The following is a 21,456-nucleotide window of genomic DNA, read 5'->3' on the forward strand; positions in this document are numbered from 1 at the left end:
GCTTATGCCCCTATATTTGGCGCACAAGCGCCCGGTGAGGCAGCTTGTTCCCTACGCAGGTGTTAGCCTGATCAGGTTCACGGATCCCGCTTTCGCGATCTCAGCCTTATTAAAGGCACTCCGACAAGTTTAAATTCGTTGTTTTATAAAAACACAATGAGTGTACGTGAGTTAAAAAATAGCTGCAAGCTAAGCGTTTTAGTTTTTAACGATAAAAGTGAAGTGATGCTCGCCTTGTAACACCAACTTTTCATCATTCAGTGAAATTGCTGCGCCTTGCTTTAAAGTCATTAATAATTTCTGTTCTAGCTCATCCACTTTTTCACCGCATGACTTACGAGTCATACCTAGCTTATTTACTTTCAATGTGTCTTCGACGAGCTGCCCTTCACCAAAAAATTTATTACAGCCCGCAAAGCCATTGATTTGCATGGCTTCAATAAAACGCATTGATGCACTTTGTGACACAGGGATAGATAAACCATTTATTTTTGATAGCTGCCATTGTGTGTATTTTAAGTGTTCGCTTGACACGCTCCCAGTTGATGAGCATCCCACACAAAATAATACAAAAAGAATTGGCAAGGCGACTAGCTTCATATGTTTTTCGACTTTATTTTCAATTTAGTAATGATAACAATATTTAACGTGTTTGATCGTTAAAAAAACATGTTTTATCTGTAAAAAAATGTTCTAAGCTAGCTCTTTATAGAACAACACGGGTTATTTGAATAACTTATCGATTTCTTCTGGTAAAAAAGGACGACCTTTTTCATTAACTGACGTGCCAATTACAAATGCTTGCAACATAACTTTATCATCATATTTACGATAAATAGTTTGTCTAAAAGCAAACTTTAGTCGACTAACTCGCTCAGGTTCTACCACAACATAAAATTCATCGCCAGGTACTAAAGAGGCTTTGTAATCCATTTCACTGCGAAGCACCACAAGATTCACTTTTTCTTTGGCTAATTTTGCAAAATCGATATCTTTAGCATGTAAAAACTCATGACGTGCGTGCTCAAGATAATTAAAATACACACTGTTGTTAACAATGCCTTGTAAATCGCACTCATAATCTCGCACTTTAAAGTCAACTTTAAAGGTCATAGTCGTATTCCTAATCAATTTACGTATAATTGCCTGCGTTTATATCATAAATACCTAAACAACCTAAAGATTCACTTTGTTTGGGTAGCAATAGCCATTTGGCCAGCAGGCTTGCTAGAATAGCAGTCCCTAAAATAGAGTTAAGAACCGCATGAAACGACGTTTATCATTATTATCTGCTGCTATTTTGCCATTATTTGCAGCATCAACAATCGCTTATGCTGAAGACGGTGAGCTAGAAAAAATTTTAGTCACTGGTGATTTCCAAAAAGAAAGTATTCAAACACTTAGCGCCAGCGCCAGCTTATTTTCTGATCATGAGATCAATCAGCGAGGCGCTAAGTTTTTAGATGAGATGCTAGCAAGTGCCGCGAATGTGAACTTTACGTCTGGCGCATCACGTGGTCGTTATGTGCAAATTCGTGGTGTTGGTTTGCGCTCACAGTTTGTTGACCCAATTAACCCATCTGTAGGTTTGGTGATCGACGGTATTAACTACTCTGGCCTTGGTGGTAGTTCATTATTATTTGATGTTGACCAAGTTGAAATTTACCGTGGACCTCAAGGCACACGCTTTGGTGCTGATGCGCTTGCCGGTATGATTCAAATGGAATCAGCGGCACCAACCCTTGATCCAAGTGTAAAAGTGCAGCTTGGCGCAGGTAATTACAACAGCTATGAGGCAGGTATTGCTGCCGGCACGGGTATTACCGACGACACCGCAGTGCGCGCCAGCATTTATCAACGAGAGTCTGATGGTTATGTTGAAAACCGTTATTTAAATAAAGATACCCAGCGACAAGACGAGCTCGTTTCTCGCTTTAAATTACACAGCCAGCTAACAAATAACTTACGCACAGAACTGAGTGTTCACTATATTGATATTAATAATGGCTACGATGCATTCACACTCGATAATAGCCGTTACAGTGTTGCTGATGAGCCTGGCGAAGATAACCAAGAAAGCATTGCAGTTGGCCTTGCCAATACGTACACCGGCTTCGATTTATTTGATGTAAGCCTTAATGTGTCAGGTATCGACAGTGAGCTACTTTACAGTTTTGACGAAGATTGGGTGTGTAACGATGAAGCTCAGCCAGAGCTTTGCGCCGCAGGTTTACATGAGTGGGGCTATAGCTCAACAGATACTTACTTGCGTGATCGTAAAGATCAAGCGGCCGAACTGCAATTTAATGGCAAGTCTGGCGAATGGGTAGCGGGCATTTATTATCAAGGTCGTGAAGTTGATTTAGAACGCCAATACACATGGCTGACACAACCATTTACCTCAAATTATGAAACCAGCAACATCGCTGCATATGGTCAAGTAGCAACCCCTATAGGACCAAAAACAACCTTAATTACGGGTCTGCGCGTTGAGCAATACCAAGGCGACTACATTGATAACAATGGCTTTATTGAAGAAACCGATGATGTCATGGTAGGTGGTAAGCTTGCACTTGAATACCAAGTGATTGATCGCACCATGATCTACACCAGTATTACTCGTGGCTACAAAGCGGGCGGTATTAACTCTGAAGCACTGGCAAAAGCAAAAGATGAAGGCTTAAATCTAGATGCTGATTTCTTTGCGAATCACACATCATTTGCCCCTGAATATTTATGGAGCGGTGAGTTTGGTGTGAAAGGCAGCTCACTTGACGATAGATTTGTATTACGCCTCGCCGCTTTTTACATGTATCGCGAAGATATGCAGCTAAAATCATGGCAAGTTGAAGGTCAAAAGTTCACAGGCTATATCGATAACGCAAGCTCTGGCGAAAACTACGGTTTAGAAATTGAAGGCAGCTTCCAAGCCACCGATAATCTGCTACTCACTGGTAGTGCGGGTTATCTACACACTGAAATTAATGACTTTGTTGCACAATCAGGCCTTGATCAAGATGGTCGTGACCAAGCACAAGCACCTAAATACCAATATGCATTCACTGCGCGCTATAACTTTACGCCAGCACTTTACGCATCAATTGGTGTAGAAGGCAAAGACGATTACTACTTCTCTGATAGCCATAACTCAAAAGCGCCAAGCACTAACTTAGTGAATGCTTCGTTTGGTTATGAAAGTGATAATTGGAGCATTAATGCATGGGCACGTAACTTATTTGACGAAGACGTACCAACCCGTGGCTTTGAGTTTGGTAACGACCCATTAGATGGTTACGCGACTCACACTTACACACAACTAGGCGAACCTATGGTTGCCGGCGTGACATTTATTTACGAGCTATAAATCGTAGGCGCGACTTTATGTCGCGCTTTTAAAATCAACGAAAATCGCGGGGTAAACCCGCTCTACAATTAAGCCCTTTCAACATCAAAGGCGAGTACGTCTTTAATCTTTTGCTTATTGGTTGCCAGCATAATGAGTCGATCAATTCCCAGTGCCACACCCGCACATTGCGGTAGCCCATTTTCAAGTGCTGCTATTAAACGCTCATCCATTGGCACTTGTTTTAAGCCATTCGCTTCACGGTATTGGTTATCTTCTTTAAAGCGAGCAGCCTGCTCTTTAGCATCCGTTAATTCATTAAAGCCATTTGCCAGTTCCATATTTTTAAAATACAACTCAAAGCGCCCTGCTACCCGCTCATCATGCTGGCAAATTTGTGCAAGCGCTGCTTGCGAAGCCGGAAAATGATAGATAAAACAAGGCTTTTCTTGGCCAATCGTTGGCTCTACCTTCATACAAAATAATAGCTGCAACAAGGTATCGCGATGTGTTTCATGCGCAGCAATATCGGCAAAACCCTGCTCTGTTGCTAGTTGCTGTAATGTGCTGATATCAGCCGTTAAAGGGTCTACAGCTAAAGCATTAATAAAGGCTTGCTGATAAGTTAGTCGCTCTGCGGGTTCTACGCCGAGCACTAATTGCATAAGCTCATCCATTTCATCCATAAGCGCAAATTCATCAAAACCAGGGCGATACCACTCAAGCATTGTAAATTCAGGGTTATGATGGCTTCCTGCTTCTTCATTTCGAAATGCTTTACAAAGCTGAAAAATAGCACCAGAGCCCGCAGCAAGTAAACGCTTCATGGCAAACTCAGGTGACGTTTGTAAATACAATGGCAAGCCACCAGCATGGCCTGGGCCAACAAACTTTGTGCTAAATGTGGCTAAATGCACATCGGTTACACTGGCAGCACTAAGGCTGGGCGTTTCAACCTCCATCACATCACGAGTGTAAAAAAACTCACGAATGCAGCGAATGATTGCAGCGCGCTCGCGTAATGTTTCAATATCGGCGCTTGGTTGCCAAAGGACATTAGACATAAAGTGATTCCCAAAAAAAATCCCAGCAGAAGCTGGGATTTTATAATAAATTGCTTAATTAAGCCTATTACTTAACACGGCTCACGTATTCACCGCTACGTGTATCAACTTTGATCACTTCGCCGATTTGAACGAATAGAGGAACACGAACAACAGCACCTGTGCTTAATGTTGCTGGTTTACCGCCAGTACCCGCTGTATCACCTTTTAGACCTGGATCTGTTTCAGTAATTTCTAATTCAACAAAGTTTGGTGGCGTCACAGCGATTGGGCTACCGTTCCAAAGTGTGATTGTACACACGTCATTTTCAACTAACCATTTAGCATTGTCGCCAAGCGCTTTTTCATCAGCAGCGATTTGCTCAAATGTTTCGTTGTTCATAAAGTGCCAGAACTCACCGTCAGTGTATAGATACGCTAAATCTGTATCCATTACGTCTGCACCTTCAACTGTTTCACCTGACTTGAATGTTTTTTCTAGTACTTTACCTGTGATAAGTTTACGAATACGAACACGGTTAAACGCTTGGCCTTTACCTGGTTTTACCATTTCATTTTCTAAGATGCTGCAAGGTTCGCCGTCTAACATAATTTTTAGGCCGCCCTTGAACTCATTGGTGCTATAATTCGCCATCGTTTCCTCTGTCTAAATAATTTCGAGTAGTCTACGTGTCAATGATACAAAGAAATGAAGTAAATTTGCATAAAAACTGGCAAAAAGAATTGGCAAATGTTGTCACTTGCCCTGAACGCTTGCTAGAAATGCTAGGATTATCAAGCAAAGTAGACGAAAAAGACCTCAAAGCACGCAGTCTTTTTCCTGTCCGCGTGCCGCAGCCTTTTATCAAAAAAATGCGTTATGGCGACATCAACGACCCACTTTTGCTGCAAGTAATGCCAAGGCACCAAGAATTTTTAGCACAAACAGGATACAACAAAGATCCATTAAAAGAGCAAGATAACGACCAACCTGGTTTATTACACAAGTATCGCTCTCGTGTTTTGGTTATGTTTAAAACAGGCTGTGCGGTCAATTGTCGTTATTGTTTTAGACGCCACTTTCCGTATCAAGAAAATCAATTGAATAAGCGCAGCTTAATTGAAGCCCTCGCCTATATAAAAGCAGATACCAACATTAACGAAGTTATTTTAAGTGGTGGCGACCCATTAATGGCTAAAGATGATGCTGTTAGTTGGTTTATGGATGAGTTAGAACAGCTTCCACAAATTAAACGCCTACGTATTCATAGCCGCTTGCCTGTGGTGATCCCAGCAAGAATTACCGATGAGCTGTGTGCCCGTTTTGCAGCATCACCTTTAAAAGTGGTGTTTATCAACCATATTAATCATGCAAACGAAATTGATGATGACTTTAAAGCGGCTATGCAAAAGCTAAAAGTAGTGGGGGTCACTTTGTTAAATCAAGCGGTGTTATTAAAAGATATAAATGATACAGCAAGCGCGCAAATAGCCCTCAGTGAGGCTCTATTCGATGCTGACATACTGCCTTATTACTTGCACCTACTCGATAAAGTGGAAGGGGCGAGTCATTTTGATATACCTGAGCAACTAGCAAAAAAAATAATGTCAGACATGCTAGCAGCATTACCTGGGTTTTTAGTCCCCAAACTAGTTAGAGAGATCGGTGGCGAAAAAAGTAAAACCCCTATCGACCTCAATCTAGTTTAGTTACACGTATACGTTTATATTATTACCCAGCGTTGCGGTTACAGACTTTGCAGGTGTTTGTGCGGCGCTCGTATTTACTGCAGCACCTTCAATAAGCGCAAGTGCAGCAGCACCTTCAGCTTTTTGCTGTTTTTTTGCAAGAGCAGCACTATAAAGCTCCGCACTTTCGCCACTGCCACTCATTGCCGGTAAATTTGATCCTGATATATTCATAGTTCACTACCTGACTTTTTATAACAATCCACGTACTATATCGGCATTGCAGTCTAAAGCTTTAGGAAAAAAATGGATTCGATCATTGAACAGCTCAATGCTAATTTAAAAATTGTTTATCGTCAGGCACTTGATGCCGATAAAAAATTAGATGACCTACAACAACAAGGCCATGGTAAGTTTAAAGCCTTATTTGCACAAGACGCTGGTTTTGAATTTGAAGCCAAACGCTTTAAACCTTATGTTCTCGATGTTGCTGCTGATGTAGAAAGCTTAAGCAACGACGGGATGGACGAAGAAAAACTGAAAAAAACAGTTATTAAGCTTCAACAGTTATTACAACTATTAGCGACGTTCAAGTAACGTAGAAGCCTCTATTTCATTTATTGTAAATAGAGGCTATCGCGCGGAATAAATTTCACGCCTACATCAAACGTAGACGTCAAGCCTGCTTGGCCGTGCCTAACTGATGGCTGACGGCTTACAGCTTATAGTGATTACTCGCCAAGGTTTAACGATGGTAATAGCTCATCTTCAAACCAATCCGTGATTAAACGTTTATCGTAATAATAAGCTTCATCACGGCCCATTTTCATACGATCCATAAAGCCCATGTCCTTGAGTTTTACATCGTTGGCCTCGCTTAATACCTTGCCACTTTTGTCTGTCACTGAATAATTTAAATCGATTCTAGGAAAATAAATTGGCTTAATAATGCGCAGTTCGTTCATCGAACCAAAACGAACATCACCAGCAAGATCAAGATCCGTCACCTCAACATTCAGCGTATACCCTTCTGGTAGTTTTTCAGCAAGCTTGCTAAAGTGTTTTTCAAGGTTGTTCGCTACACTTTTATGAAATGATCCTTTAGTCGAGTTATTCCCTGGGCGTACATCCCGATAGTCATCAAAATCGTGCCATTTTATCTTTGCCTCTCCCGCATAAGTGAAGGCTGGCAATACAAATATCATAGCGAGAGTTATTTTCTTTAATGTATTCATCTTTCTCTCCATCGAAATACGATTATATAAACTAAACAGTCACCTTTAACTATAGCTTAACCACATCGTTCACTTGTAACCAATATGGTATAAAATGTAACCCAAAGCAAGACAATAGACACCCCTTACTATTGTAAATTTAGAATATAATTTTGCTACAAAGTATGATGAAATAGAGGCTATTCAACCACGTATTAATCTTAGAGCTTTTATGGCCATTTTAGTCACCGGCGGAGCTGGATACATCGGTTCTCATACAGTGTTAGAGCTACTCCAACAAGGCAGTGAAGTTATTGTTCTTGATAACTTAAGTAACTCATCCAACGAATCGCTTAAACGCGTTAAGCAAATCACTGAAAAAGAAATTACTTTTTATCAAGGAGATGTACAAGATAGAGAATGCCTTGATGAGATTTTCAAGCATCATAACATTGATAGCGTCATCCACTTTGCTGGTTTAAAAGCTGTAGGCGAATCTGTTGCTGAACCTATTGAGTACTATCAAAACAATGTACAAGGTACCCTTACATTAGTGGATGCCATGCGTGATGCAGGTGTATTCAAATTAGTTTTTAGTTCATCTGCAACCGTTTATGGTAACCCTGCGAGTTTACCTATTCGTGAAGATTTTCCTGTGGGTGGCACAACCAATCCATATGGCACATCTAAGCTTATGGTTGAAATGATACTGCAAGACATTGTTAAATCAGATGACCGTTTTGCCCTAGCATTACTACGCTACTTCAATCCTGTAGGGGCGCACAAATCAGGCCTCATTGGTGAAGACCCTAATGATATTCCAAATAATTTATTGCCGTATATTTCACAAGTTGCTGTAGGAAGGCTCGAAAAACTCAGCGTATTTGGCGATGACTACAATACAAAAGATGGTACCGGTGTTCGTGATTATATCCATGTGGTTGATTTGGCATTAGGCCACTTAAAAGCACTAGAACGCATTGCCGATAATACAGGTGCCCATATTTATAACCTTGGCACAGGAAACGGCTATTCAGTACTAGAGATGGTCAACGCCTTCGAGAAAGCCAGTGGTCAAGCCGTACCTTACCAAATATCACCACGTCGCTCTGGCGATATAGCCGCCTGTTATGCTGCAACTGAAAAGGCATTCAATGAACTAGGTTGGCAAGCTGAGCGAGGTATTGATGAAATGATGCAAGATACGTGGCGTTGGCAAAGCAATAACCCTAATGGTTATAAGTAATCAGCCAGTATTAGCGCTTTAAATATGTTTTTAAGCCGGTGTTTATGCCGGCTTTTTAAGCGGCGAATAACTTTTAATCTACACTAAACCTCAAGCTGTATAAGTGAGGTTTACTTAAATGGTTATTCAATATTGAATTAGTTTTCGGATGAATCATATTCCTCACGAGGTCTATTTGATACTAACTTTTGCAACCAGTAGCCATCATGCTTTTCAAAAATATTTAGCCCTTCCCTAGTCTTCACTAAAATATTATTACCAACAGTCGTGTAATAAAGCGGGTTTGGATCAATCAATATCAATGCATGTACCCTACCTATCATGTCATCCGAAAGGTGTTTTTCTAAAGCATTTACATCTTCGATGCCCGTTGTGATGTAATCATAAAGCTGTTCTACTGTTATGTCAGACTTTAACTTTTGTACAGAGGCATCTGCCACACCCACACACTTATCATAAAAATCCACCCCTAGCATAGTTTGCTTATCCTCACACAAAGATAAATCTGAAAACTGTGCAAAGCATGTACTTGGTAATAATAAAACTAAAAACTTTTTCATTGTGCCACCTGATAACGCTCTTCGATGTTACAGCTTCTCCAATCGGCGAATAACTTTTAATCTGCGTTAAACCTCAAGCTGTATAAGTGAGGTTTACTAAAATGGTTATTCAATATTGAATTAGTTTTCGGATGAATCATATTCCTCATGAGGTCTATTTGATACTAACTTTTGCAACCAGTAGCCATCATGCTTTTCAAAAATATTTAGCCCTTCTCTTGTGTTCACTAAAATATTATTACCAACAGTCGTGTAATAAAGCGGGTTTGGGTCAATCGATATTAATGCGTGCACTATACCAATCAAGTCATCAGAAAGGTGTTTTTCCAAAGCGTTCACATCTTTGATGCCCATTGTGATGTAATCATAAAGTTGCTTCGCTGTTATATCAGACTTTAACTTTTGTACAGAGGCGTCTGCTACACCTACGCACTTATCATAAAAGTCCATACCTAGCATAGTTTGCTTATCCTCACACAAAGATAAATCTGAAAACTGTGCAAAGCATGTACTTGGTAATAATAAAACTAAAAACTTTTTCATTGTGCCACCTGATAACGCTCTGCGATATTCCAGCTTCTCCAATCGGCGAATAACTTTTCAAACTGCATGGGACTTTGCGCAAAGCTACTTTCAATCGCCTGTATATCCCACATGGTTTTAATTTGAATACCTGCACTTAATGCATTCAAAACAGCTACTGTTTTAAATGCAGGTATACCAGTTTTTAATTCTAAAGTCTCGCCAGCAGCATCAGCTAATGCTTCGGACATAAAAGCTACTTCAGATAAATCTGAAGTTGGATCTGCAGCAGATAATAATTTGGGTATAGCTTTCTCTGTTATTAATCTAGTTAAATCTTTATATAAAGCGATTTTAATTAAATTACATCGCTGAGGGTTATTAACAATATGACTATATTGTGACTTAGATAGTTTTGCACCAGATAACATATCCGCGCTCGTTGCAATCGCAACACAGCCCATAACGGTTTTTGTATCTGCATTTCTGATTTTATCGCGCAATACACCTATTATTTCGTTCGATCATTTTTTCAGTTGACATAATATTCCCTCGTTAATAAAAGAAAAAGGGGACATCAATTTTTGATTACTTTCTATACTTGAATGTTCTTGTTGGTCAAAAGCCAATACAGCTCGTAAATTATTGTAAAAATAGTTTGGGTAATTTCTGTTAGTAGGTGTTTACTTGAGAAGCTTGTAAAAATGGTGGCCCCTCCCAGACTTGAACTGGGGACCTAACGATTATGAGTTGCAAAATAAGGACTTACTACGAGTTACTTTTTGATATAACCATTTACTAATTTTCATAGCTATATCATAGGGTTATTGAATAACCCATACCTCTGATGCATAAATCATTATGTATTTCAGAACGTTAAATTTTACGTTCAAAGTAGCACAGAGGTAGCACCATATGTCTGACACAAAATTTCGCTTCACAGAATTGTCGCTTGAAAAGATTGAATCAAACGGTAAACGCACTCGCTATTATGACAGCCTATTGTCAGGACTGATTTTAGATGTGAGCGTAGCTGGTAAAAAATCATTTAGAGTTTATAAAAAGATCCCAGGGAGAGACACCCCTATTAATGTCACCCTTGGTTACTTTCCATCAATTGCACTCGATGATGCAAGGCGAATGGCTAGAAAGGTAATGGCAGATATCGCTGAGGGTATTAATCCTAATGACCTTAAGCGCCAGTTTAGAGCGGCTTCAGTTACCTTGAAAGAAGCTTTTGATTCGTACATCGAATCTAGAGCTCTTAAGCCTATAACTGAAAGAGGTTATAAGCAAAAAATGGACTGCTATCTACCGGACTGGCATAACAAGCGCTTAGCCGATATTAATCAAACAATGATTTTAAAACGCCAACGAGAAATCACCTCAAGAAGCCCTGCTCAGGCAAATTATACCATGCGCCTAATGCGTGCTTTATTTAACTTTGCTAAGGCTGAATACAAATCTTCAGAAGGTCGTTCATTATTTCCAGAAAATCCTGTAGATGCTCTTTCTGAAAAACGAAGCTGGAATAATGTAAAGCGTAAAACAACAAGACTGCGCCGTTCACAACTAAAACCATTCATAGACGCGCTATATGAAGTTAGAAATGAAGCTGCCAAGTATCGTCAAAATAGCCGCGTTGCTTTTTGTGATTACCTAGAATTTTTAACCTTTTCAGGCCTAAGAAGATCAGAGTTACTGCAACTTCCTTGGTCACAAGTACACCTTGAAGATAGGATATTCATTTTAGAAGATACAAAAAATGGCTTGGACGTCGAGTTTCCTATTACAGATCGATTAGCTGAGATATTTAATCGACGAAAAGAATACAAAGTATCTGACTATGTGTTTGGGACAAACAGTAAAAAGGGCTACCTCACTGATCCTAAAAAAACGTTGAAACATGTATGCCAAATTGCAGGAGTAAAAATCACTTCGCATGATTTGCGCCGTACATTTACATCAATGGCTGAGAGTAGCGGAGTATCAGGATACCTCCTGAAACGCCTTCTAAACCATATTACAGATAAAAGTGATGTAACTGCTGGCTATTTAATTTTAACCGCTGAAGAGCTTAAAGAGCCCGCAGAAAAGGTAACAGAAACAATAGCCAAATATGCTGGTTTGATTGAACGAGAGCCAGAAAATAAAATGAGTGAAATGAAAAGTCTGTTGGCAAGCTTTACTAAGGAACAGAAGGTTGAGTTGATGAGCACTTTGTTAAGTTGAGTCTGAGCTAGTACATGTTAAACAAAAAAGTCCCTTTTAGGGACTTTTTATTGACGATCCTCAAATTGCAGCTTCTTTACTTTTATAATTTTCTGCAAGTTTAACTAAATTAAAGGTTGAGTATCTTTCTTTTGTTTTAACAGGGTATGTGGAATAAACGTAATCAACAAATTGATTAAAATACATCGATTTAGTCTTTTCCATAACTGCATTCAATATGTCTTTATCTCGTTCTGCTAACTTAATAGCATCTTCCTTCCCATTATAAGACAAAACATATTTTGATGAGCCATACATCGTACTTTGATGCTCTATTTTAAAACCAAAAGAACTATGCGCAGCATCAACCACATCATCTACATAAGGCCCATAATGATTAAATACCCATTTAATATCAGTCATCTGTTGTTTATCAAGAAGTGCGGAAAACCAATCAGCTAAATAAACAAGTTTTGTTACTCTTGCTTTCGTTAGCTCTGATTTGTATGGGTAATGCACACAAATAAAAGCGATAATATTTTGTAGTTTATTCATGATCCCCCTCCTAACACTTCTAATAAATCATCTTCAACTGATAATTGAACGCCAGAACGTTTGATTGTTACCTCTTTGTCAAAGTTCAAACTATCTCTCACAAATTTAGAAATTTGTCCTTGATGGCTCTCACAGTAAGTATTGACATCTACTTTCAGAGTACCTTCAAGGAAATCTGTTTGCGTACTTTCAAATACTATAACACCAATATGAACATCTGCATCCACAATTGCTTTCGCGTAATACCTACAACTATTCATCGCTAGAGCATTTATTTTATCAATTTCGTACGAATAAGTATCTTTTAAGTATTGCCGATATGCATTAAAGTCAGCACTTGCGGATGGACAATTATTCTCCTCGTGGCAATTATGCTGCCAAGCCTTACTTATAACCCCTTGATTTAAAGGGAACTTTTGCCTATGAATTTTAGAGTACGTGGGATTTGCCGAATACCTAGCCAAAATATAAAATTCTTCATCATGCTCATAGTAAAGTGATACTCTAGCATGAGTATTTAAGTCTAGCTGCCTGAATACACCTTTTAGAAAAGTAGTAACGAGCTCATTATGCTTTTCAATTAGTTTAGACTTAGTTTCTTGTACCTCTTCTTGAGCAGTATTGAGTGCACTTTTAGTCTCAGCATGCTTCTGATTTTCGACTGAAAGCTCATCCATTCTTTTATTTTGTTTACCTTGGTCTTGATATGTGCCTATTGCGCCCAACAAAAAAAGTAAAGCACCAAAGCCTAAAACTGAATATGGATTAAAAAGAATAAAGCTCACACTGTCAGGGATACCGCTTACTTCACCCCAGCTTTTATTTAAATCGAAGCTGCCAGCGAAAGCACTACCAAAAGACAGCAATATAGTCCCTGATGTCGCAAAAAAAATAAACAACCCTTTACCAAAGCCATCTCCAAGTCTTATGAAAATGTCCGATTTACCACTAAATCCAAATTTGCTAAACAATCTAATCTTCCCTGAAAGTTCAAGTATTAACTATACGCTGATATTAACACCCCCACCTTACTTTTTAAAACGGAATTAAAAAGTGTGGTATCAAAAAGATATTAACAATGTAAATAAAATATTTTTTAGATTCCTCTAAATATATTTTTACTAATCATTACCTATTTTGGGTTTATTTATATATTTAAATACGTTTCACAACCCTACCCGTTTAGCGCTTCAAATATGCAGTAAATACAACGCTTCCAGAAAAGATAAAAAATCAAAAGTACGACTCATAAAAACTAAAAGTACGATGGTTTGGATCAAAAGTACGATACTATCCAAAACCAAAAGTACGATTCTTATCTGCCCATTACCCTTTTCGTAAACGTTCAACTTCAAACTTTGCAAGCTGTCTTCTGCCGCTTTCAGTATCACGAAAAATTAATACGTCATCGCTCTCAACTCTAATTCGATAATCTAAAATTTTTTTAATTTTTTGGATACGATTCTTTAAAGCTGATAGCGGTAGCCTTACACCGATTCTTTCTCGTAAATTATCTAATTTGATAACTTGCTTAGAAGGCCTACCGCAGCGCTTCCGGCAGACTTCATAAAGTCTGCGATCAAATGGTTTTGATAATTGAAAGTAGTCTTCATGTAATGTTAATACATCATTGTCATCAATCGTCTCAATGAGCCAATCGGGCAATGTTACTTGCCAGCGGCTTAAACCACTACCTTCGATTAACTTAAAGCCTTCGATGAGACCCATATTTTCCAAAAATCTTCGGCCATTAAACTTGTAATCAGTCGTAATTAAAGTTCCTGCGAGTCGATATAAAGCCTTTTCAACAAGTTTGTACTCTTTTCCTGATGTTCCTCTCCCTGTAGCCTTTAGGAAATCATAGGTGTTGAAGCGAACTGTGTTACTGAGCTCTAACTTAGCATTTTTTGCAGCCATGATATGGCTCAAGCAATAAATGAGTACTTCTTTATCTTTGATGGTTGCTCGACCCTGGACGCTCGGAACAATTTTTATCGATACACCTTTATATGAGAAATCTAACGTACCTTTAGACTTTCCGTCTAATGCAAACACAGGCCACACCATTGAAAACATATCTGATTTCAAATTGACATGAGTCATTTTGCACTCGAAATACGCCATAACTAGCGTTACTTATTTCTTGGTTGAGAAGCTAACCAGTTGTGAAAGTCTTCAACAGGGAAAAGTAATCGAGCGCCAATTTTAATATGCGGTGGTAATGGGTAATTTCCACAGCCTTGTTTGTTCTTAGAGATTTGATTAAAAAGAGCTTGTTTGCTGATAAAAAGTAAGTCGGCTACTTCTTCCGAACGATAAAATACCTTTTCCATTATTATTGACCTCAAAGCGTAAGTGTTGAGCTCAATTATTAGCTCAACACATTATTAATTAGTTGAGCAACAATGGTAATTTAGTGTTCCAACAGTTGTCCTTTAAAAGCTAGGGGAACTTTCGGGGGGTTTTTAATGTTTTAGGGGAAAGCAACACAACTTAGTAACTATAAAAACTAACCATTTGATTTTTATAGTTATTATTTTTTTAAAATGGGATTAGCTAATAAAAACACCTACAAAAAAATTTGCTTGATAAGCTTTTTAAGTAGGCTTTTGGAGAGGCTCTATGCAATATCACTTACATTTGAAATAAAACAAAACAGCGAAGAAGATCACAAGGCTTAAAATCAAAGCGCAACCAGCGAGTACAGGAGCCATGTTTAAATCCTGCCTTCTTTAATTGCTGCAAAAAGGCTATTTTTTAACTTGTCGTAACGACGAGTGGCTCTAATAGCTAACACCATTAAAATCCACATTTGAAACCATTCGTATATTGTCATAACTGCAATCTCTGCTAATGCTTTGCACTTGAGTATAGAAAAGATCCTTCCCAATTACACAAAGCAATAATCCACTCACTAATATTTTGTTGCTTCTGCTCATTACAACCCATAAAGGGAAAAGTTATTTTTTTGCTTCGAGACTTAAAATGACTGAAAGGCTCTAATCTAATATCCCAAACCTCACCGGTTTCATTTGTCACATCGAAAGCAAACGCTTTTTGAGAAATCAAAGCAAAAAACATTTCTTGCTCTGATTGCAATTCTTTCTCAAATGATAGCCCTAATGGTTCACATTCAGCTTCGATACCAGCCAAGCGGCTTTGAAACTCAACGACTACTGGGATGAATGGCCTTAGCTCAACATTTTTGTATAGCTCTAAAAGTAGCATAAATTGCTCCTTAAAATTAGGCATGCCTAATTTTGCTCCCCTATTCTTTAAGTGATTAGTAATAGGTGTCGTAAAGCTCACCACGTGATTGAGCATCTTCTGCCTCTGCATGCGACATAAATTCACCATCAGCGATAATATTGCCCATACCATCATTCAATTTATCTAGTTGCTCGTTTTCTTTCGACGACTGCTCATCACTTGTAAATATACTTACCAACAAGTAGATAGTCCCGACTGATATACACACAAATGTTTCAAGCATATTCATTCCTCCAAACTAAATTCGTTACAAAAGCAAAAACTAAGGATTCCTTAGTATCTAGATTCAATTAAAGCTAAGAAACTCTTAGTTTTCAAGCTAAGAACAATAAATAATGAAAACTAATGACGAATCACCATTTCCAAAACGCTTAAAAGAGGCAAGAAAAGCCAAAGGGCTATCGCAAAAACAGTTGGGAATTTTGGCTGGAATGGATCAGTTTGCAGCATCAGCAAGAATGAACCAGTACGAAAAAGGCGTACATTCTCCAGACTTTAAAACAGTGAAAGCTCTGGCTGATATTTTAGAAGTGCCAACTGCGTACCTGTTTTGTATCGAAGATGAATTGGCTGAAAGTATATTAACTTGGTCTGTGAGCTAATAAACTTAGGCATAGTAAATTTTTAAAAGGAGTTTTAATGAGAAAGCCCACAATCTCATTCTGGTTGTTAATTTTAGTCATTCTATTAGCTGTAACATGGATCTTTTTTCCCGAAGAGAACTTAGAACCAATAATTGTTTTAATGTTAGCAATCGTTAGTATCTTTCCACTTATTAGAAGTGACTTAATTCCTTGGTTTGAGCACATCAAACTTCAACAGAAGAACTTCAAAAGCCTATCAGGCTCAAGCAAGATTAATGCATGTGAGCTAACTATCAGTGAAATACTCAATGGCGATATTTTGAAACTTAACCTGATTAAGCAAAAATTTCACCAGTACCCAACAAAAATTTGCGCTTACTTTGAACAAACAGACCTGAGATTTAGGGTATATTTTGACAGGGGTCAATCGATTGAGTTACCTAAGTTCTTCAATGTTGGTTACGAAGAAGTAGATGAACCACCTTTATGCCCTAAAAATACAAATGAATATATAGTTGCACAATTTGATATCGATGGTGATGGGATAGATGAACTTATATTAGGGGTAATTGATTGTGATGAACAAATACACAATGTGCAGCTGTCCGTTTATAAATTTCATCCGCCTCTTTTTGCAGAAGATCTTAATCGAATACAAAACTGGCAGAGTTTAGGAACACTCACAGCACACGGGATTATTGGCGCTGTAAAAATAGAACTTGATAAGGGAGCTATTTGTATTCCCAGAAATCACCGAGACTTTTATTATAAGTGGACACTTGCTGACAGCAAATTTATAGACATTGGAGACTATTAAATTAGGCATGCCTAATTTTATAGCCTCAAAAATAAGTGCTGTGATACTTCACACGTTTAATGATCAGCTCCCCAAATATGTATACGTAATACTAAACCGCTCATGTCCAAGCTCACGGCTAATTATCATTCGTGCCTTGTAATCTAGCTCTCGTTCTTTGCCTACTAAATGCATACGACGTGGCCCTCCATTAGCGGGGCATTGCCAACCAGTTAGTTCTAGATAACGTTGACGGGCATAGTGATGGCGTAAACCATGATTTTTGCTAAGGCCTACCTTATTAGTTTCGCGCTCATAGCGGCGCATTTGGTCTACGTAGCGGTCTGTCACGCGAATTAATGATGAGCGTGTAAAAAAGCGAACTTCATCAAGCAGAGAGCGCTGTGACTCTTTCAGGATAGGTAAGGTACGGGGTTTACCGCCTTTAGTCCATGAGCCTTTTAAGCGGATATAATTACCTTGATCTGCATAGCTGACATTGAACTTTATCGCCTCTTCTCGGCGTAGTCCAAACTCTTGTTGTAGGCGCAGTGAAAACTTTACGTATGGGCAATTAATCTGTGCATGCTTCTGCATATCAAGCTCCTTGGATTTCCCCAAAGGACTATTGCGTACCTTATCAATACCGTATTCATCATTAGTACGACCGACTACATTACGTTTACCTACTTTGTCTGCCCACCATCTAATGGCCGACATTCGATTTTTGATAGTCTTGTTTGCAAGCTTTTGATCTTGCCAATGCTTTACTAAAGCATTTACGTGTTTAGGTTTTAACCCTTTTGCATCTTTTAACTTAAAGCCAAAGCCATGAAGCTGTTTAGCAACAAGATTAAAAATGCTCTTCCTATTTTGACGTGTAGCATGACTACGCTCTTTGTTATTAATGTTTAACTGATTTAGTGAATATCCCAACTGGCTCATATCAACTCCTCAAAATTTAAGTGGAAGATAGAAAACCAAAACCGAAGATCAGGGGGCGTAAGCCAATAAAGGTAAGTTTTAAAGCCACTTAGTTAGTGCATAACTAAAAAAGTTGTCATAAGACACATGGGCTGGCTGATCAAAAGCAAACAAGCAAAGCGGCACTGAGTCTGTTGATTCAAGGCGCAGACTATAGTGGTTTTGGTAATTACTATTCTGGCTCTGTTGAGCCTGACAGCTACGGTTGTAGCTCCTCTTGACGTGTCGAGGGCAGTTGGAAAACGCCCGTTTTCTTATTTGCTCAAAGTGAGCTATTTCATATTTAAATTAGCATATTGATCTTAGATTGCAAATAGCTATTTTTTCTAGTGGATACCCTTCCCTCTTCTGGCCTTGCGATTTTGCGGTTTGATAATAGTTCTCAAGGCATCATGAGCAGTGGCCTTGAGGTAGGCGACTCTGTGAGTCGTCCCTACCTCTTCGAGTAGGTACGACTAAAAAACTTCACATGTTGTTACATCTATTGAAGTAACTTTATGTGGAGTTGGAGTTTGTATCTCTAAATCACTTCCTGAGAAAAGTACGACATTCTTCCCATTTCCATAAGAACTGTTAAAAACAATCCCATCATAAGGTCCAATTGTCCGAATATACTCACATAAAAACTGAGTTGGTATATACTCCAAGTGAGATTTCTCAGGTAAAACTGGCTTGGATAACTCATCAGCAAATTGCTGCAATAAATTAAGGAACTTTAAAACTAACTCTAATTCGTCTTCCACAAACTTAAGAAGGGAGATTTTTAGCTTCGGAGATGTCAGATCTACTAATTTCAATTCTCTGCAAACTAAAACTTCAGAAACATAAAGGGTAGCACCATTACTTGGCCTAACCTCTCTGCAACAAGTATTAAACTCTTCAGCTAAATATAAATAAGGAATGCCTATCGGGTTAGCCCTTCCCGCAGCAGCTTTATCTGGAGGAGGAGCCCCCATATCCTTAGAAAGTAACTCTTCTTCGGAGATTCTTGCTCTATAAAACACATGGTTTCTATGACGTGTTTTACTTAATGCTTCAATTGTATTTAGAAATACACCAGACTCAACTGTGGATTGATCTTCAATCAATAAATCAGAAGTAAATATGCGACTATATAAAGAACTTCGAGGAAAAAACCTATTTATCTTAATAAGTTGATCCTTAAAATCATCCCATGCATTTTGATAATCAGTAATAGACTCTTTTAAAGAATAACATCTACCCAAATACTCATCGTCCATAATTTCATTCAAGAGTGTTTGAGCGCATTCGACCCTGTTACTAATAAGCATCAGATCAGATTGATAGAGCTCATGTAACTGCTTACCATTTTCATTTGGAAAAAGACAAATAAGAGGCAATTCTAGGATGTTACTTATTCTCTTTGGCTCCACACATAGAATATCGTCTGAATGACAAAAAGAACAAAAACCAAATACCCCCTCCCTTTGAATGAGCTCTATTATAGCTTTATCTGTAAAGCAATTTAGACAACAAGAACTCATTTAATTATCTGACTTAAGGTAGTGACATACAGTTTCTATATGATGCTCTATTGATAGCTTTTTTACATGCCCTAAACCAGGAAAATGTCCACGCTCATGTAATTTTCTAAACTCATCCAATGCCCTAGACTGGAAGAAAATGCTGTTTATTGCATTCGCATCAGCTACCATTTTTTGAAGCGCTTCGGCAAACTTAGCAGCAGGATCCGCTGGAGTGCCATCATCTGTTGATGAGTAATGCCTTATAAACATTTCATCGAACATAGTTTTATTAATATAAGACATATGAATTGTAACGACGAAAGCAGGCCCACCTGACTCTGAGTACTCACTACTAACAATAGTATAATCACTAAATCCCACAGCATTAGCTAGATTAGAAAAAGTTGTATGAAGATGAGAAAACCCCGACTCTAATTTATAATCAGCATTTCTTTTTTGCTTTTGGAAAAAGTCACCAAATAACACTACATTTCTAATTCTAGTTAACGCTCCTGGAGGGAAATCACTATCTACAATATTTAACTCTGAGTTGTTAGCTATATCGATACATTCAGCACTTATTCCATCTGTAATTTGCACTGCATAAGGCTTATTTATTTTACGAATAGTTTCTGTTGCTAATTGGTAATTTCCACCTTTGATAACTACACATGGTAGGTACTCCAAATCATCACCAGCTAACCCATCCAGAAGGTAATCAGTTTCTCCTACACAATCACCAACTTGAGGAGTAACGATAATAACAGGAGAAATATTATTATTATTCAAGTGCTTTATAGTTTTTAGTAGAGGTGCAAGATTAGTTCTAACTGGCTCAATTATTGGGCAAAACAATTCTTTTGGTAAATTATCAGAGAGCTCTCTAATAGCTATCAGATCAAACTGTTTACCTCTGAGGTAGGGGAAATACATTGTTCATCCTTGTTCACATTGAAAATGTTCAACAACTGCTTTTCTTGTCTGCTTGAAAACTTATAGCTAATTGCTGCATTAAGAAGAGAAGTTGGTAGGCCATTTATTAACCTGTCATTATTTAAACGTTTTTTCTTCAAAACTTCAACAAAACTTTTGCCAACTTCAATATTACAAGCTGTTGATAACATTTCTGAACATGTAGCAACAAGCTGGCTATTAGGAACATTAGGTACTTGTCCTATCACCCTGGAAGTTAGCGCTATATATTCTTCTTTTCTCATGGACTTTAACAACGTTGGTACATTTAGTGTTGTCTTTCTGTATTTTGCATTTCTTTTAACGCTGAGGTAATTACGAGAAGTGAGCTCCAAAACTCCAATGTGTTCACATGTATTTTTCAAGACACTTGCAATGTGGTTTGGGCTACAAACAACAAAAACTTCATCAAAAACCTTTGAATAATCATTAAGCTGATCTTCTAATCGTGCTAGTGAGTCGTATTCAGTCTTTATCTCATAACATGTAGATTTACCGTTTAGAATCACACAATCAGCTTTACTATTACCAACTCTGAACTCTGTAAGCATAGTGGCTGTTTTTAATGAGTGTCGTCCAACTAAATGTCGTTGAGCGACAATATTTTTGAATATATATTCTGAACGATACTCTTTAAGCAGTTTTTCAAAAGTTAAATTAAAAATACATCGAATTTTACTTTTGTCGAACTCTAGATCTAAAAAGTTATTAGAAACTTGATGGATGAATGAAAAATCACCATCCGCGATTGATGATAAGGTTTTGCTATTAAATAACTTTGAAGCTTCTCTTGGTGAATAAGTCATTTTAGTGTCCAAGTAACATGTTCTTGTCTATATGAGATCGTAAAATATACGATTTCTTATTCCTTGATTTAAACACTATATACAAAAACAGGTTCTGAACCAATTTATATAATTTATGGTTATTATCATAGAGTAGAGTATATAATAAAAAGTAGCACAGAGGTAGCACAGGGT

Annotated in this window: 26 protein-coding genes and 1 riboswitch; of the genes, 7 read left to right on the forward strand and 19 right to left on the reverse strand. The window is 38.1% G+C overall.

The genetic code is table 11. The annotated features are described in order from the left end of the window. Window positions 1–31 precede the first annotated feature (31 nt). Window positions 32–133, reverse strand: a riboswitch (TPP riboswitch). Between the two features lie 65 nt (window positions 134–198). Together L3Q70_RS14570 and L3Q70_RS14575 are read right to left on the reverse strand one after the other, a co-directional pair. Next, a complete protein-coding gene (locus tag L3Q70_RS14570) occupies window positions 199–534 on the reverse strand; it encodes an META domain-containing protein (protein WP_284438293.1) in 336 nt (111 codons plus the stop codon). Window positions 535–723: 189 nt separating this feature from the next. Beyond that, window positions 724–1,113, reverse strand: coding sequence for an acyl-CoA thioesterase (locus L3Q70_RS14575; protein ID WP_062568525.1), 390 nt, complete (start codon window positions 1,111–1,113; stop codon window positions 724–726). A gap of 151 nt (window positions 1,114–1,264) precedes the next feature. Here L3Q70_RS14575 and L3Q70_RS14580 point away from each other — a divergent pair, with 151 nt between their 5' ends. Continuing rightward, window positions 1,265–3,364 carry a TonB-dependent receptor gene (locus L3Q70_RS14580; protein ID WP_237114496.1) on the forward strand — a complete coding sequence of 700 codons (2,100 nt, stop codon included), beginning with the start codon at window positions 1,265–1,267 and terminating at the stop codon, window positions 3,362–3,364. A 68-nt stretch (window positions 3,365–3,432) separates the two neighbouring features. Here L3Q70_RS14580 and epmA read toward each other — a convergent pair whose 3' ends face one another. Then, a complete protein-coding gene (gene epmA, locus L3Q70_RS14585) occupies window positions 3,433–4,407 on the reverse strand; it encodes an elongation factor P--(R)-beta-lysine ligase (protein WP_237114497.1) in 975 nt (324 codons plus the stop codon). Window positions 4,408–4,474: 67 nt separating this feature from the next. Beyond that, window positions 4,475–5,041, reverse strand: coding sequence for an elongation factor P (efp, locus tag L3Q70_RS14590; protein ID WP_062568522.1), 567 nt, complete (start codon window positions 5,039–5,041; stop codon window positions 4,475–4,477). A 41-nt stretch (window positions 5,042–5,082) separates the two neighbouring features. Here efp and epmB point away from each other — a divergent pair, with 41 nt between their 5' ends. Continuing rightward, window positions 5,083–6,096, forward strand: coding sequence for an EF-P beta-lysylation protein EpmB (epmB, locus tag L3Q70_RS14595; RefSeq protein ID WP_193987871.1), 1,014 nt, complete (start codon window positions 5,083–5,085; stop codon window positions 6,094–6,096). Here the strand turns inward: epmB and L3Q70_RS14600 are convergent, their stop codons facing one another. Continuing rightward, window positions 6,097–6,309 carry a hypothetical protein gene (locus tag L3Q70_RS14600; protein WP_237114498.1) on the reverse strand — a complete coding sequence of 71 codons (213 nt, stop codon included), beginning with the start codon at window positions 6,307–6,309 and terminating at the stop codon, window positions 6,097–6,099. Window positions 6,310–6,381: 72 nt separating this feature from the next. Between L3Q70_RS14600 and L3Q70_RS14605 the strand changes: the two genes are divergently transcribed. After that, the gene (locus L3Q70_RS14605; protein ID WP_237114499.1) at window positions 6,382–6,672 is read left to right on the forward strand and encodes a prephenate dehydrogenase; all 291 of its coding nucleotides are present in this window, start codon (window positions 6,382–6,384) and stop codon (window positions 6,670–6,672) included. A 134-nt stretch (window positions 6,673–6,806) separates the two neighbouring features. Here L3Q70_RS14605 and L3Q70_RS14610 read toward each other — a convergent pair whose 3' ends face one another. Beyond that, window positions 6,807–7,310, reverse strand: a complete 504-nt coding sequence (locus L3Q70_RS14610) for a DUF3016 domain-containing protein (RefSeq protein WP_237114500.1) — start codon at window positions 7,308–7,310, stop codon at window positions 6,807–6,809. 211 nt (window positions 7,311–7,521) lie between these two features. Here L3Q70_RS14610 and galE point away from each other — a divergent pair, with 211 nt between their 5' ends. Further along, window positions 7,522–8,535 carry a UDP-glucose 4-epimerase GalE gene (galE, locus tag L3Q70_RS14615; protein ID WP_193987875.1) on the forward strand — a complete coding sequence of 338 codons (1,014 nt, stop codon included), beginning with the start codon at window positions 7,522–7,524 and terminating at the stop codon, window positions 8,533–8,535. 137 nt (window positions 8,536–8,672) lie between these two features. On the opposite strand, the gene L3Q70_RS14620 is transcribed toward galE, so the two are convergent. From L3Q70_RS14620 to L3Q70_RS14630, 3 genes are all read right to left on the reverse strand, one after another. Beyond that, entirely contained in the window at window positions 8,673–9,095 is a 423-nt protein-coding gene (locus L3Q70_RS14620) for a hypothetical protein (RefSeq protein ID WP_193987876.1), read from the reverse strand. A gap of 120 nt (window positions 9,096–9,215) precedes the next feature. Then, complete coding sequence (locus tag L3Q70_RS14625; RefSeq protein ID WP_237114501.1) at window positions 9,216–9,638, reverse strand: hypothetical protein; 423 nt, start codon at window positions 9,636–9,638, stop codon at window positions 9,216–9,218. Next, window positions 9,635–10,120: a hypothetical protein gene (locus L3Q70_RS14630; RefSeq protein ID WP_237114502.1), complete on the reverse strand. Its 486-nt coding sequence runs from the start codon at window positions 10,118–10,120 to the stop codon at window positions 9,635–9,637. Before L3Q70_RS14630 ends, L3Q70_RS14625 begins: the two co-directional genes overlap by 4 nt. 412 nt (window positions 10,121–10,532) lie before the next feature. Between L3Q70_RS14630 and L3Q70_RS14635 the strand changes: the two genes are divergently transcribed. Further along, window positions 10,533–11,849, forward strand: coding sequence for a tyrosine-type recombinase/integrase (locus tag L3Q70_RS14635; protein WP_237114503.1), 1,317 nt, complete (start codon window positions 10,533–10,535; stop codon window positions 11,847–11,849). A gap of 60 nt (window positions 11,850–11,909) precedes the next feature. Here the strand turns inward: L3Q70_RS14635 and L3Q70_RS14640 are convergent, their stop codons facing one another. The 6 genes from L3Q70_RS14640 to L3Q70_RS14665 all read right to left on the reverse strand — a co-directional run bounded on the left by L3Q70_RS14640 (window position 11,910) and on the right by L3Q70_RS14665 (window position 15,876). Further along, complete coding sequence (locus L3Q70_RS14640; protein ID WP_237114504.1) at window positions 11,910–12,383, reverse strand: Panacea domain-containing protein; 474 nt, start codon at window positions 12,381–12,383, stop codon at window positions 11,910–11,912. After that, a complete protein-coding gene (locus L3Q70_RS14645; protein ID WP_237114505.1) occupies window positions 12,380–13,354 on the reverse strand; it encodes a hypothetical protein in 975 nt (324 codons plus the stop codon). The genes L3Q70_RS14640 and L3Q70_RS14645 overlap by 4 nt, the downstream gene beginning before the upstream one ends. 355 nt (window positions 13,355–13,709) lie before the next feature. Next, window positions 13,710–14,507, reverse strand: coding sequence for a replication initiator protein A (locus L3Q70_RS14650; RefSeq protein WP_267145282.1), 798 nt, complete (start codon window positions 14,505–14,507; stop codon window positions 13,710–13,712). An 8-nt stretch (window positions 14,508–14,515) separates the two neighbouring features. Continuing rightward, window positions 14,516–14,716: a helix-turn-helix domain-containing protein gene (locus L3Q70_RS14655; protein ID WP_033032042.1), complete on the reverse strand. Its 201-nt coding sequence runs from the start codon at window positions 14,714–14,716 to the stop codon at window positions 14,516–14,518. A gap of 517 nt (window positions 14,717–15,233) precedes the next feature. Then, window positions 15,234–15,611 (reverse strand): hypothetical protein, encoded by a 378-nt coding sequence (locus tag L3Q70_RS14660; protein ID WP_237114507.1) that lies wholly within the window; start codon window positions 15,609–15,611, stop codon window positions 15,234–15,236. 55 nt (window positions 15,612–15,666) lie between these two features. After that, window positions 15,667–15,876 (reverse strand): hypothetical protein, encoded by a 210-nt coding sequence (locus L3Q70_RS14665; RefSeq protein ID WP_237114508.1) that lies wholly within the window; start codon window positions 15,874–15,876, stop codon window positions 15,667–15,669. Between the two features lie 112 nt (window positions 15,877–15,988). On the opposite strand from L3Q70_RS14665, the gene L3Q70_RS14670 reads away from it, so the two are divergent. Together L3Q70_RS14670 and L3Q70_RS14675 are read left to right on the forward strand one after the other, a co-directional pair. Beyond that, window positions 15,989–16,255, forward strand: coding sequence for a helix-turn-helix transcriptional regulator (locus L3Q70_RS14670; RefSeq protein ID WP_138616106.1), 267 nt, complete (start codon window positions 15,989–15,991; stop codon window positions 16,253–16,255). A 37-nt stretch (window positions 16,256–16,292) separates the two neighbouring features. Continuing rightward, window positions 16,293–17,054, forward strand: coding sequence for a hypothetical protein (locus tag L3Q70_RS14675; protein WP_237114509.1), 762 nt, complete (start codon window positions 16,293–16,295; stop codon window positions 17,052–17,054). Window positions 17,055–17,117: 63 nt separating this feature from the next. On the opposite strand, the gene L3Q70_RS14680 is transcribed toward L3Q70_RS14675, so the two are convergent. From L3Q70_RS14680 to L3Q70_RS14695, 4 genes are all read right to left on the reverse strand, one after another. Then, window positions 17,118–17,978 carry a phage integrase N-terminal domain-containing protein gene (locus L3Q70_RS14680; RefSeq protein WP_237114510.1) on the reverse strand — a complete coding sequence of 287 codons (861 nt, stop codon included), beginning with the start codon at window positions 17,976–17,978 and terminating at the stop codon, window positions 17,118–17,120. Window positions 17,979–18,472: 494 nt separating this feature from the next. Continuing rightward, complete coding sequence (locus tag L3Q70_RS14685) at window positions 18,473–19,258, reverse strand: RES family NAD+ phosphorylase (protein ID WP_237114511.1); 786 nt, start codon at window positions 19,256–19,258, stop codon at window positions 18,473–18,475. A 264-nt stretch (window positions 19,259–19,522) separates the two neighbouring features. Continuing rightward, window positions 19,523–20,437 carry a sce7725 family protein gene (locus L3Q70_RS14690; protein ID WP_237114512.1) on the reverse strand — a complete coding sequence of 305 codons (915 nt, stop codon included), beginning with the start codon at window positions 20,435–20,437 and terminating at the stop codon, window positions 19,523–19,525. Next, a complete protein-coding gene (locus L3Q70_RS14695; RefSeq protein ID WP_237114513.1) occupies window positions 20,398–21,282 on the reverse strand; it encodes a sce7726 family protein in 885 nt (294 codons plus the stop codon). Before L3Q70_RS14695 ends, L3Q70_RS14690 begins: the two co-directional genes overlap by 40 nt. Window positions 21,283–21,456 lie beyond the last annotated feature (174 nt).

Source organism: Pseudoalteromonas sp. CF6-2, assembly GCF_021729425.1.
Classification (GTDB): domain Bacteria; phylum Pseudomonadota; class Gammaproteobacteria; order Enterobacterales; family Alteromonadaceae; genus Pseudoalteromonas; species Pseudoalteromonas arabiensis.

What these genes read in the sequence shown, in the direction of transcription:
- L3Q70_RS14575 (WP_062568525.1), bottom strand. Translation starts at nt 1,113, where the DNA reads ATGACCTTTAAAGTTGACTTTAAAGTGCGAGATTATGAGTGCGATTTA.
- L3Q70_RS14580 (WP_237114496.1), top strand. Translation starts at nt 1,265, where the DNA reads ATGAAACGACGTTTATCATTATTATCTGCTGCTATTTTGCCATTATTT.
- epmA (WP_237114497.1), bottom strand. Translation starts at nt 4,407, where the DNA reads ATGTCTAATGTCCTTTGGCAACCAAGCGCCGATATTGAAACATTACGC.
- efp (WP_062568522.1), bottom strand. Translation starts at nt 5,041, where the DNA reads ATGGCGAATTATAGCACCAATGAGTTCAAGGGCGGCCTAAAAATTATG.
- epmB (WP_193987871.1), top strand. Translation starts at nt 5,083, where the DNA reads ATGATACAAAGAAATGAAGTAAATTTGCATAAAAACTGGCAAAAAGAA.
- L3Q70_RS14600 (WP_237114498.1), bottom strand. Translation starts at nt 6,309, where the DNA reads ATGAATATATCAGGATCAAATTTACCGGCAATGAGTGGCAGTGGCGAA.
- L3Q70_RS14605 (WP_237114499.1), top strand. Translation starts at nt 6,382, where the DNA reads ATGGATTCGATCATTGAACAGCTCAATGCTAATTTAAAAATTGTTTAT.
- L3Q70_RS14610 (WP_237114500.1), bottom strand. Translation starts at nt 7,310, where the DNA reads ATGAATACATTAAAGAAAATAACTCTCGCTATGATATTTGTATTGCCA.
- galE (WP_193987875.1), top strand. Translation starts at nt 7,522, where the DNA reads ATGGCCATTTTAGTCACCGGCGGAGCTGGATACATCGGTTCTCATACA.
- L3Q70_RS14620 (WP_193987876.1), bottom strand. Translation starts at nt 9,095, where the DNA reads ATGAAAAAGTTTTTAGTTTTATTATTACCAAGTACATGCTTTGCACAG.
- L3Q70_RS14625 (WP_237114501.1), bottom strand. Translation starts at nt 9,638, where the DNA reads ATGAAAAAGTTTTTAGTTTTATTATTACCAAGTACATGCTTTGCACAG.
- L3Q70_RS14635 (WP_237114503.1), top strand. Translation starts at nt 10,533, where the DNA reads ATGTCTGACACAAAATTTCGCTTCACAGAATTGTCGCTTGAAAAGATT.
- L3Q70_RS14640 (WP_237114504.1), bottom strand. Translation starts at nt 12,383, where the DNA reads ATGAATAAACTACAAAATATTATCGCTTTTATTTGTGTGCATTACCCA.
- L3Q70_RS14650 (WP_267145282.1), bottom strand. Translation starts at nt 14,507, where the DNA reads ATGGCGTATTTCGAGTGCAAAATGACTCATGTCAATTTGAAATCAGAT.
- L3Q70_RS14655 (WP_033032042.1), bottom strand. Translation starts at nt 14,716, where the DNA reads ATGGAAAAGGTATTTTATCGTTCGGAAGAAGTAGCCGACTTACTTTTT.
- L3Q70_RS14660 (WP_237114507.1), bottom strand. Translation starts at nt 15,611, where the DNA reads ATGCTACTTTTAGAGCTATACAAAAATGTTGAGCTAAGGCCATTCATC.
- L3Q70_RS14665 (WP_237114508.1), bottom strand. Translation starts at nt 15,876, where the DNA reads ATGCTTGAAACATTTGTGTGTATATCAGTCGGGACTATCTACTTGTTG.
- L3Q70_RS14670 (WP_138616106.1), top strand. Translation starts at nt 15,989, where the DNA reads ATGAAAACTAATGACGAATCACCATTTCCAAAACGCTTAAAAGAGGCA.
- L3Q70_RS14675 (WP_237114509.1), top strand. Translation starts at nt 16,293, where the DNA reads ATGAGAAAGCCCACAATCTCATTCTGGTTGTTAATTTTAGTCATTCTA.
- L3Q70_RS14680 (WP_237114510.1), bottom strand. Translation starts at nt 17,978, where the DNA reads ATGAGCCAGTTGGGATATTCACTAAATCAGTTAAACATTAATAACAAA.
- L3Q70_RS14685 (WP_237114511.1), bottom strand. Translation starts at nt 19,258, where the DNA reads ATGGACGATGAGTATTTGGGTAGATGTTATTCTTTAAAAGAGTCTATT.
- L3Q70_RS14690 (WP_237114512.1), bottom strand. Translation starts at nt 20,437, where the DNA reads ATGTATTTCCCCTACCTCAGAGGTAAACAGTTTGATCTGATAGCTATT.
- L3Q70_RS14695 (WP_237114513.1), bottom strand. Translation starts at nt 21,282, where the DNA reads ATGACTTATTCACCAAGAGAAGCTTCAAAGTTATTTAATAGCAAAACC.